The following is an 11,020-nucleotide window of genomic DNA, read 5'->3' as shown; positions in this document are numbered from 1 at the left end:
ACCTGGGAAACTCATCGAGAAGTACCCAGGGGGCTTCCCTCCTCCTGGTGCACACGACTGCGCACCACCATCACGGCTTGAAGTCACTCCATCAGTGCGAGCCGGAGGGCCGTTCCTTTCCCAAGGGCGAGCACTGATAGCGCACCCCCCGGCTGACCATCCTGAAGCGGTCGCGCCCCTGCGCCGAGAACGGATTCGGCAGGTCGAAGACGCGGCGTTCCTCCGGGACGAGGGCCGAGGTGATCAGCAGGATGCGGTAGCGGTTGCTCCGGGCATGGCGGCGGGCCGCGTCCACCTCGGACGGTCCGAGCTCGAACTCCACCCGCTCGGCGGCCGGGTCGCTCAGCGCCTTCACCTCGTACAGCCGGGTGGTGCCACGCCAGGTGACCTCGAAGTCGTAGCCCAGGGAGTCGGACGCCTCGTCGTCGCTGTTGACGACGGCCGCGTAGCCCGAAACCCACCGCACGTCGGGGTAGTGGCGCTGGAGCCAGGCGCGCGCGGCCACCTCCCCGACGAGGCCGATGGCAGACCGCTGGTCCTCGGAGGTCCGCTTCGTCTTCGCGACGACGATGCGCGACTTGGCGGAGGAACTGCCTCCGCTTCGTGGCCGGGGCACGCCGGCCACAGTGTCCAGGCGCACTCTGCCCGACTGTGCGAGGAAGGCCTCGTCGATGGTCTTCGAGGCGATGTCCGCGATGGTGGAAAGCTGGTCGCTTCCGACCCTGACCTCGGAGTCCCCGATGATGATCGTGCGCGGGGCGACGATCGTAGAACCATCGGAGCCCGGGGGCCGTGGCGCCGTCTGCGCGAAGTCCTTGTCGGTGAGACCCAGTGCCGCGGGGTCTGTGGCGTGCGGCATTCCGTCGGGCCATCCCACGGCGCGTTCCACCGCGTCGAGCAGGTGTTCCTCGCTCAGCGGCAGCAGGTCGCCCAGCCCGGTCCCGTCGATGTGGCTCCTGCATTCCATCAGCACCGCTCCGTGCCATCCGGCGGGCACCTGGACGCCGTGACGGCGGCACCAGGCGGTCACCAGGGGAGTCAGTACCGGGACGAGCGCGTCGAGTGCGGCCGTGTTGCGTGCCCGGAGCCGGTCGACGGGCTCGAGTTCGGTGGGCCGTTCGAGGTCGTCGTCAGCTCCGTGCGCCCGGAGCCATTCCCGCACCCTGTCGCGCATCGCCTCCTCGGACGGGGTGATGAAACGAGGAAGCCAGTCCGGGTCCGGCTGGAGGTCGTGGAGACTGCGGGCCGCGGCGTAGCCGGAGATGTCCTCACCTTGCTGTGCGGCGACGGCGTACCGCTCGCGGAGCCGGTCGAGGAGGATTCCGGAACGGGCGCGCACGAAGTCGCCGAAGACCTGTTCGTGACGGTCAGGGTAGTGGTCCGGGGAGTATCCGGAGCCGAGGGCGGCCAGTGCGGCGTTGAACTGCTGGAAGTCGAGCCCCAGTTCGTCCCTGAGCTCCGCCGGTTTCGTACAGGAGCGGGCCAGGGCCACCAGCTCCGCCGACGGCAGCGGCAGGTCGGGGGCGAGTCGGTCGATGATCCCGGCGAGTTCGCGCTCGCCGGCCGCACGGCCGAGGAGGCGGGCGGCCTCCTCGTTCCAGGTGTCGGCGGCCAAGCATGCCAGCACCGGACGGAGCAGTCTCACCGTGTCCTGCACGTCACCGGTGAGGTTGCGCCGGATCTCGGCGACCTTGGCCTCGGTCGTGTCCAGTGCCGCGGCGAGGACGCCGTCGTCGACGAGTGGCGGGGTACTGCCGCCGAAGCTCCGCTCGAGCTTGACGAGGACCAGTTCCAGCGCGTCCTGCAGCCATGGCCTGCCCAGCAGCTGTACGACGGCGGGCGTCGCCGCCTGCAGTTCGTCCCAGCCCTCGTCGCTCCTCCAGACGACTACCGTGGGGTGCTCGTCGTCCGGCAGCGGCAGGGCGCGCGTCGACGACGGTGGTTCGGCCGGCGTCCCGGAGATGGTGATCTCCACGTCGTCGGCGTGTACGACGCGGAGGGCGCGGAGCCGTTCGAGCGCGGCCCGGACACCGCGCTCGCTGCGGCGCACGAACGCCCCGGACTTGAGTTCCATGGCGAGCGCGACCACGGTGACTAGCCACTCCCGTCCTCTGGTGAACGGCGCCGCCTGTCCCGACGGCGTGATGGGGGCGCCGTCGCGATGACGCACCTGCACGTGGGTGGCCGACGTGCGCTGCGCCCTCAGCCCGTTCGCCTCGGCCAGGCGGACGACGGCGTCACCGGACTCCTCCGGGGCGACGAGGAGGGGATGCCCCGCCGGCTCGATGAGCGCTTCCTTCAAGGGATCCGCCTCGTCGCAGACGATGACAGGTGCTTCGTCGGCCGACGGGATGAAGGTGCCGAGCACATTGGTGCGACTGACCACAAGACGGACATCCTCACCCGGTATCCAGGGCCACCGGCCCGTCCGAGCGATGTGCGACCACGCCTGTTTGTAGTGCCGTTTGAAGGAGACACTGAGGTACTCGGGCACCTCACCCTTGTCGAGCACGTCAGCGAGCTGTTTCACCGCCGCCCCGGCGTGCTGCGGATCGTCCCACCTGCGGAGGCCGAGCCGGAGCATCCGCTCGACGACGCCCCTGTCGGCAAGCAGGCGTCGCGTCGACAGGGGCAACGCGGGAACGAAGGCCGGGAGTTCGCCATCGGTGCTGAACCAGGCCCGACGGGGTGCGACAAAGGACGGGCCGTCCGGCTCCTCCACGGGCAGCCAGGCCATGCTTCGGAGGTAAGAGGCCAGCGGAGTGGGCCAGACGTGCGCGTCCTTGAAAGGGTACGTGGGCCTGTGCACCGTGACGGTGAGAACCTCCTCGCCCCAGGTGCGGAGCCCGTGCATCAGCAGTTCGGCGAACTCGCGCCGGGCGGCGGAGCCGAGCCCGGCGACCTCAGTCGCTCCCGCCAGGTGGGCCGGCGCCTTCGTGAACTCGTACGGCGTGTACGGGTGTGCGAACTTGGTCCACCCGCTCCTGACGTCGGCGGACCAGGCTTCGGCGAGAGCATCCTCCAGTCCAAGGCGCACGGCGAGACCCGAGGGCCGCAGCTCGTAGCCTTGGCAGGCCCCGAGGCGTTCTCCGACGGCTCCCGGCCTCAGGCCGTCGCACACGCCGAGGGCCCCTAGGAACTCGGTGTAGGCCGCCCGGTCCCGGATCTGCGCGGGCCAGTCGTCGGGGCTGCTGATCCACTGGTCCCGCTGAGCGGCCAGGGCGGGGATCCGGGATCCCCCCTCGGCGAGGAACCGCTCCAGCCGCCGCGCCCCCTCAGTGCCCCAAGCCGGCGAGAAGGAACAGCGTGCGGCTCTGCCCCACCGGCCGGAGTCGGCCAGCGGCAGCCGGAAAGGGATGCGGGCTAGCCGTCGACGCTGCGCTTGGGTGAGCAGGGGGTACTGCCGGAAGGCGAAGGTGAGCGCGTCGCGGCTGAGCGCCTCCGAAGGACGGTCGGAGAGCAGGTCGTTCAGCGCGTCGAAGACGCGGTCCAGTTGATAGGGGCGCACCAGTTCGTTGCGCTCGAGAAATCCCCGTCCGGCTACGTCCCAGGAGATCGCCGGGTGGGTGAAGGAGATACGGCGCCGGAGCGCCTTGAGGTCACCCGGGACCCGGGTGGCCGCGTCACCATCCGCGATGTCGTCGGGCTCGGGATGGAAGAAGACAGTCGCGTCCTGCCTACCGGACCCGGCCCGGCTGCCGAGGGCGCTTCTCAGCCGCATGTCCTGGTCGAGGATGATACGCCGGCCCCGCAGCACCCCCTGGTCCCGGGCGAATGCATGGGACAGGTCACTGTAGAAGTCCGCCCACACCGAGCCTGCCGGTTCCGTACCACCAAGCAGTGACTGGGCCACGGTCTCGGCCCACTCGGCGACCAGCAGCGCCGGCGGACGGAAGGGCCTGGAGAGGACGGCTCTGCACAGCTTGTCCAGACGCGTGTGGCGGACAGGACCGACGGACGGGGTCAGCAGGTCGGCCCCGGCCCCCGTGAGTGCCGCGGTGGTGAGGACACGCCAGGAGCGCTTGCCGTCGGGCCGCCATCCGTAGGAGCCCTGCAGCGAGCCCCACGCCTCCCGGCCGTGCAGGGGCACGATCGGTTCGGCGGCGAGCTTCCCGCCCAGGGCGGCGTCCAGCCGGTCGGGTACGTCCCAACACATGAGGTCGAGAACGAGGTCCGCGGCGAGGAGATGCGGGGTCTGCGAGCGGATGCGCCTGCCCAACTCCACCGTCAATACGGCGAGTTGGTCGAGAAGGAAGGCGTTTAGGGCCACCGTCTCGCTGATGTCGAGGCGGGCCAGTTTGGTGAAGAACGGAGCATGGGCGTGGCCGGGGAACGGGGCGTGGACGCCTTCGGCCATCGGCAGGAAGGTGTACATGCGGCCGTGGGTGAGCGGCACGTCGAGGCGCAGCGCGACCGCCACCCATGCCTCGGCGTCCCAGTTCTCCCAGGCGGCGTCGATCTCGCGCGCTTGGACGCTGCGGCTGATCGCTCCGCTCAGGGCCTCGGGATCGAGAGTGCGACGCGCCAGCAGGTAGCGGCCCGCCTCGGCAAGATCGACCTCCCGTACCCAGTCGTTTTCACCTGCGGTGACCAGGTCCGATGTGCGCTCGGAACGCGAGAGAGCCTGCCGGAAAACAGTGTCGGAGCCGTCGCGCACCTCGACGAGGAGTTCGGCCACCCGGTCGAGGAAGAGCAGGAGCGGCGCCTCGCCGTTCACCATGTCCTCCGCCTGCGCCACAGCGAGTTCCCAGGCATGCCGGTCGCGCAGCGGCAGCCGTACGACCGTGGAGTACCCATCCTCGGCGAGTTCCTTGAGCAGGGGGTCGGTGACGTCGGCCGGTACCGGTAGTGCCAACGGAGAGATGTCCTCGATCACCCGGGCCGCGAGTGCCGGGTCGTCCACCAGGGTGCGCACGTCCTCGGGCCTGGCGAAGCGGAAGCAATAGCCGTTGAACACTCGGGAGTCGGGTGAGGACTTCGAGTAGATCTCCGGCCAGTCCGTCAGTTGCAGCACGCTGCGGAAACCGAGGCCCTTGTTGCCGATCCCCTCACCCGCCGCCTTGCTCGATAGGGCCAGCTCGGTGATGGCGCGGAAGTTCTCCTCGGTGAACACCGCCCCCTCGTTGGCGACGTAGAGGACGCCGCCGTCCTCCCGGGTGACCGCCAGGACGGCGATCCTTCCCGGGGAGGCTTGACCGAGCGCGTCGTGACCGTTCTGGACGAGTTCAAGGATCGTGCGGCCCTCGTACTCCTGGGCGGTATCCTCGCTGACGGACTTCAGGCTCTCGGCGAACCGCCATGTCCCGCCAGCGTCCCTGTAGATCTCGACTCGCCGCCGGGTCAGGGCGCGTACGGCCGCCCGGAACCCGTCGCCCTCCGCGGCATTCCACATCGATGTCATGACTGTTCCCCCTCGTTCGTGCACAGCCTGCGCCTGCGCCCGCCAGAAGCCTCCTGGCAGTGCCATCCAACCGAATCAGGGGGCATGATTTCTGGTGAATTGCACATGGCACACAGGTACCCGGCCGCCCTCACTGCTCCACTCGCATTCAAGCGGGCTGCTTCATCGCCTTCGCCGAGGTCACGGACCGCAAGCGAGCGCAATTCCCTTGGTGTGCGGCTCCTGCGACAGCCTGCAGCTCGCACGGACATCAGGCCGTTCGCTGTAAGGCATCGGAACGCGCCTCCGCCCTGTGGAACCGCGCCACCCGGCGCCTGCCGCCGAAGGCGCAGTGCCGGCGGATACCGCCTGGTCGCCACTACCTGTATACGCCGGGTCGTCGAGATGACGGCCATGCTGAAAGTAGAAGCGGCCGGCCTCGGTGACCTCCGCACACACCTCCCCGCCACGGCGCCTGACGCTCAGAAGCCCACGGTTGCATAGAGCATAGGCCGACCGCCAGTCACCCGGATCCCAGGCCGCGGGATCTTCACCGGCCGCGAGCCGTTCGAGAAGCGCGTGTTGCAGTTCGTTCAGGGCGGACCACCGATGCACAGACACCAGCCCACACCGCGCCCGAAGCCCTGCATGGAACCGAAAAAGTGGCTGCGGATAGTGGGAGTTCTCTGGGACTTTTCTGGGACCTCCGGCTGCATCAACGGATACGAGCGTGAAACTTCCGAAAGGCCATTTGCGCAGGTCAGCGGCCCACGACCGTCCATAGCAGCAGGTCACGGAACTGGCCGGTCTCTTCCGGGACATCTGACCGACGGTCGTCACGGTCACGTGCGGATGTGGCGCCGGCCCGCCGGCTCAGGTTCCAGCAGATCCAGGGCCTCCGTCCATCGGAAGCGGTCGGCGCCGCCCCCCGGCCTTCGGCCGGTGCGGTTCGTACGAGCCGAGCAGGACGCCCATCCCGGCCGGCCGTTCCAGGCTCTGCCGGTAGGCCGGGTGGGCGGCCTGAGCGGCCTAGGCAGCATTCTCCGGCCGTCCGGCCGCTCCCGGTGACCGACTGACCTTCTCGTCTCCCGACTCGGTCGGCGTGACCGCCTCATGCCAAGGCCCGCCAGGGACCACGCCCGTTCAAGGGAGAAAACGACCTCTCACGGCCGAAACGTACCCGACGCGCCTTACAGGCTGAGGCTCCAGCGGCCCGCGTGCCCGGTGAGCGCGACGGGGGACAGGGGGCGTACGTCGATGTTCCAGTACGTCGCCGGGGGCGCCTTGAGGGCGTAGACGAGCGCGGCCCGTACGACCGCCGGTTCGGCGACCGCGACGATCCGGCCGTCGTCCTCGACGGGCCGGGTGTCGAGCCAGCTGCCCACGCGCGAGATGAACGTGAGCAGGGACTCGCCGCCGTGCGGGGCCGAGCGCGGGTCGCCGAGCCAGGCGTCGACGGCGCCCGGTTCGCGGGCCGTGACCTCGGCGAGAGTGGCCCCGCTCCAGCGGCCCATGTTGCAGTCGCGCAGCGCGGGCTGCGCCAGCGGCATCAGCCCGAGCGCTTCGCCGGTATCCCGGCTGCGCGGGGTCGGCGAGCAGTAGCGCAACTCGGCGGCCGCGAGCGGCCGCAGGGCATGGGCGGCGCGTTGGACCTCGTTCCAGCCGGCCGTGTCGAGCGGCCGGTCGTCCTGGAAGCGCTCGGCCAGCAGCGGTGCGTTGCGCGCGGCCGTGAGGAGTGTGAGCCGAACGTGCATACGGCGATCGTGGGCCGCGTGGCTCTCGCGGTCAAGCGGCGGCTTCCGGAGGGGAGCACCCCGACCGTGCCGCCACCGCTCGCCATCAGCGCGGATCCGCGGTCAGGATGCGGCTGTGAGCCCCGCCACCTCGCTGGCCGCAACCCGCGCGTCGGTGAGGATGAGTGTCCAGCTGCGTGACACCGCCGACGTACAGCGGCGGACAACCGCGCACGAGAGCGGACCATCGCGGCAGCTGAGCGGCACACCAGGTCAAGGTCGAGCGCCCGGCCGAGTTGCTTCGGGACGAAGAGGTCCAGCGTCAAAGGCTCGCGCGGTCAGCAGGCGCCATGCCGGCTGCGCGAGTCCGACGCTCCTGCGATCAGGCCGGCGCAGGCATGAAACCACCTCGCGCGGTGCCCGAGGACAGCAAGGCGGACCAGTCGAGTGCCTCGGGCGGCGGTTCGGCGGGCACAGGTGGTTTCTCTGTCACGGGGACCCCCTCCCAACCGGCCCCGGAACGCACGTACTTGGGTACGTTGAGCGGGTACAGATGTCGCTTGCGAAGCCCGCCGCCATGATCGACAGGGCGGCGTGCCCGCAAGGGTAGCGAGACCGACGGGGACGTCCGCGCTCGCGCAGCTCCCGAAGGCATGGCGGATCCGGCGGTCCGCCGTGCACCTTCGGGGCCGGGACGGCACCCGCAGGCTTGACAAGGTCATTGACTACGCCGACCTCAGTTACTGTCTGGGGGCCCGAGCGTCGGGCGCAGTGACGAGGAAGCCGCCGCCGTGTCGATACGCGAGAACTTCGCCAAGCTCTTCAAGACCACGACCAAGACTCCTGACGGCGACCCGTTCGCGGTAGAGCGCACGTGCCAATGCTCGCCGGGGTGGCCCGACTTGGAGACGGCGGCGAACGGGCACATGCTCCCGGCTCAGCCCTCCAGCCACTACAGCGTTCTCACCAACCCCGAGGTCGGTCCGTTCGTCGCGCGCTGCACCGGTTGTCACGCTCGCTATCCCCACCCTTGGGTGATCCCGCAGGGCGCGCCGATGCCTTTCGACTGGGCTCGTGAGGCTCCGCCCACCGCGTGAGCGCCGAGCAGGCAGAGCCGAGCAGACGCGGCCCATGGAGTCCAGATCGTTCGTCCGCTCTTCCTGGGCATCGGCCCACGCCCGCTCCACGGCGTGGCCGACGGGATGGGAGCTGGGGAAAGTGGCGGGTGATGAACAGCGTCGAGCGCGGCTAGGAACCTGCCGGCCTCAGCCTCACCTGCTCAGCAGTATCGGTATTCTGCTCGGACGAAACCGGCGCTGTACCCATCGCTGTAGCCGCGGGAGTAGTCCCTGTTGGCGTGGCTGTAACCCCGATAGCCCCTGTGCATCCGGCAGTCATTCCGAGCGTCCTGGTAACCATCCCGGAATCCGTCGCGGAAGCCCAGTCGGTAGTCGCTCCGACTCTCGACCGCGCTGGCGTGGGTCTGGCTCGGCGTTGCCGCTGCTGCCGCCACCGGCTGCAGGCCAAGTGGGGCAAGGGCGAGGATGAGGGCCGAACCAGCAACGGCAGATCGCTTACAGAGCCTTGCGTTCATGACCGTACCCCTTTGCAACATAGGTCACATCGGTCACTTCTACCCTATTAGCCCATATGGGTCTCGCAACTTGCTGCCATCAGCGCCAGAAGCACATCCGCTCCACGGCGCAGTGGGCTGACGGCCTCGTATGCGATCAACAAGCGCGGATTACCGGCGGTCAGCGCCGGACCTCACTGGGCCATCGACCGAGGTGCAGTGCCGGTTGGACGACCTCGCAAGTCACCCGTGATCGACCTGATAAGGATGAGACCCTGGGGGTGGCGGTACAGCGGCGAAGTAACAGCAACCGGCCCCCCTCCGGCAGCACTCCCTCGTAGGACCGTCGCCCGACCGGTATGACCGTCACCGACCGATCCACATAGAGCATGTGGCCGGCGACGGCCCGCCCGGTGAAGTGGCCCTGCAGGCGGCCCGCCACCAGGCCCGCCGCGTCGTCGGGACCACGGCCGCGCTCAAGGCCGGCCGGGCCGCCTGATCCGTGCGGAACTCCGGACCCGCCGGTCCAGTCGATGGCGTTCGGGTCGGCGAGCCACGTGATTCCGTCAGACGTGCCGATCACCCCACCAGCTCCGGATCCGGATCGCGGTGGTGGAGGCCGCAGCTCCGGTCGGACCACGGTGTGGCCCCCAAGACTCCTCCCGGGCCACACCGTGGTCCATGCCGGTGTCAGGGGGCGATCTCCTTCGACACGCGCTCGCCGGAGGCGATCGCGCCGTCGAGGAAGCCGTAGTTGTCCAGGGACGTGTGCTCACCGGCGAAGTGCACGTTGCCCTCGGATCCGGGCTGGGCTCCCCACACGGTGGTGTGCTGGCCGACGCGGGGGCAGCTGTAGGCGCCCTTGGACCAGGGGTTGAGGTACCAGACGTCGCGGTATGCCTTGCCGTTGTACGCGGCCGTGACACCGGGGAAGATCGGTTCCATCTGGGACAGGAAGGTGCTGACCTGCGCCGCCGGGGCGGTGTCGAAGGTGGCTCCCGTCCAGCCGGTGGTCACGGCGGAACCAGCCGGGAACTGGCACAGGATGCCCTGGGGCAGCGCCTGGCCCACGGTGTCGTCCCAGACCGTCTGCAGGGTGTCGGGGTTGGTGTAGGCGACCCCGCCGTACTTCTGCGCCACCCACGGCCGGCTGGTGAACTGCACGTGGAGCTTGGCGTTGGCGCCCAGGTCCAGTTGCTGGATCGCCTTCGTCTTCAGCGCGGAGAAGCCGGACTTGGTGAGGTCGCAGTCGCGCAGTGTCGTGAAGGGCAGCGCCAGGACCACCTTGTCCGCGACCACGTCGGAGACGGCAAGGCCGTCGCTGAAGGTACAGGTGACCGTCCCGTCGGCGTTGGAGCGGAGCGCGGTGAGCTTCTTGCCGTACTGCACCGTGCCGGCAGGCAGTTGGCTGATCATCCCCGAGACGAGTTGGTCGTTGCCGCCGACGATCGAGTACTTCTCGTCGTCGCCGGCGAGCGGGGCGAGGGAGCCCGGTGTGTTCCAGCCCAGCAGGTAGATCAGGTTGAGCGCGGGCTGCATGCTGGGGTCGAGGCCGTACTCGGAGAGCACATTGGACTGCATCAGCTTGGCGAACCGGCTGCTGAGGCCGCCCGGGACGTTGGCGGCCAGCCACTCGTCGACCGTCATCAGGTCCAACTGCCGGCCGCGCGCGGTGTAGTTGTCGTAGGTCTGCGGGTAGGGCGCGGCGGCCAGTTCGGCGGCGAACTTCGGCTGCACCGTCTTCCAGTCGGCGTTGGCCTCCTTGGTGCTGTAGAGCGCCCCGTCGATCCAGTACTTGTCCCCGTTCGGTGGCGTGTTGCCGCCGTTGACGTTGCGCAGGGTGAGGCCGAGCGAGGCCGCCAGGTTACGGGCGGCGGTGTGGTCGGTGTTGATGAAGGCGCCGCCGTGCTCGACGACGTGGCCCGCGTCGAAGAAGCCGCGCAGGCTCCAGCACCGGCCGCCGGCACGGGTGTTGCCCTCGTAGACCGTGGCGGCGATGCCCTTCCTGCGGTACAGGTCGTGGGCGGCCCGCAGGCCGGCCAGGCCGGCTCCGACAACGACCACTCTGGGTGCGGTGGCGGCGTTGGCCGCGGGGGCCTGGAGCAGCGAGCGGACGCCGAGCCCGCCGGCCGCGGCGACCGCCAGGCCGCCCGCGGCGCCGCGCAGGAACTGCCTGCGGCTCGCGCCCTCGGCAGCGGCGGCGGCCCGCCTGCCCTGGATCTCTTCCACCGGCACGCCGGTGCGGGCCGCTTCGTGGTGTGCCGAGAACATCGCGCGCATGTGGGTGCTGAGACGGGTACGACCCTGGAAACCTGCCATGCCGAAGTCCTTGCC

At 69.6% G+C, this 11,020-nt stretch carries 3 protein-coding genes and 1 pseudogene; all 4 read right to left on the bottom strand.

Annotated features, from left to right (window positions below):
- Positions 1 to 91: 91 nt before the first annotated feature.
- Positions 92 to 5,401: a sacsin N-terminal ATP-binding-like domain-containing protein gene (locus ACWEK3_RS27545; protein ID WP_453250825.1), complete on the bottom strand. Its 5,310-nt coding sequence runs from the start codon at positions 5,399 to 5,401 to the stop codon at positions 92 to 94.
- 821 nt (positions 5,402 to 6,222) lie between these two features.
- Positions 6,223 to 6,409: pseudogene (locus ACWEK3_RS27540) on the bottom strand (flavoprotein); the annotation flags it as partial.
- Between the two features lie 161 nt (positions 6,410 to 6,570).
- Positions 6,571 to 7,134 carry a histidine phosphatase family protein gene (locus ACWEK3_RS27535; protein ID WP_453250824.1) on the bottom strand — a complete coding sequence of 188 codons (564 nt, stop codon included), beginning with the start codon at positions 7,132 to 7,134 and terminating at the stop codon, positions 6,571 to 6,573.
- A gap of 2,242 nt (positions 7,135 to 9,376) precedes the next feature.
- Complete coding sequence (locus ACWEK3_RS27530) at positions 9,377 to 11,005, bottom strand: flavin monoamine oxidase family protein (protein ID WP_453250823.1); 1,629 nt, start codon at positions 11,003 to 11,005, stop codon at positions 9,377 to 9,379.
- Positions 11,006 to 11,020 lie beyond the last annotated feature (15 nt).

The sequence above is a fragment of the Streptomyces sp. NPDC004721 genome (genome assembly GCF_053601495.1).
The sequence above is the reverse complement of the archived record's forward strand: the minus strand, read 5'-3'. Positions and strand labels throughout refer to the sequence as shown.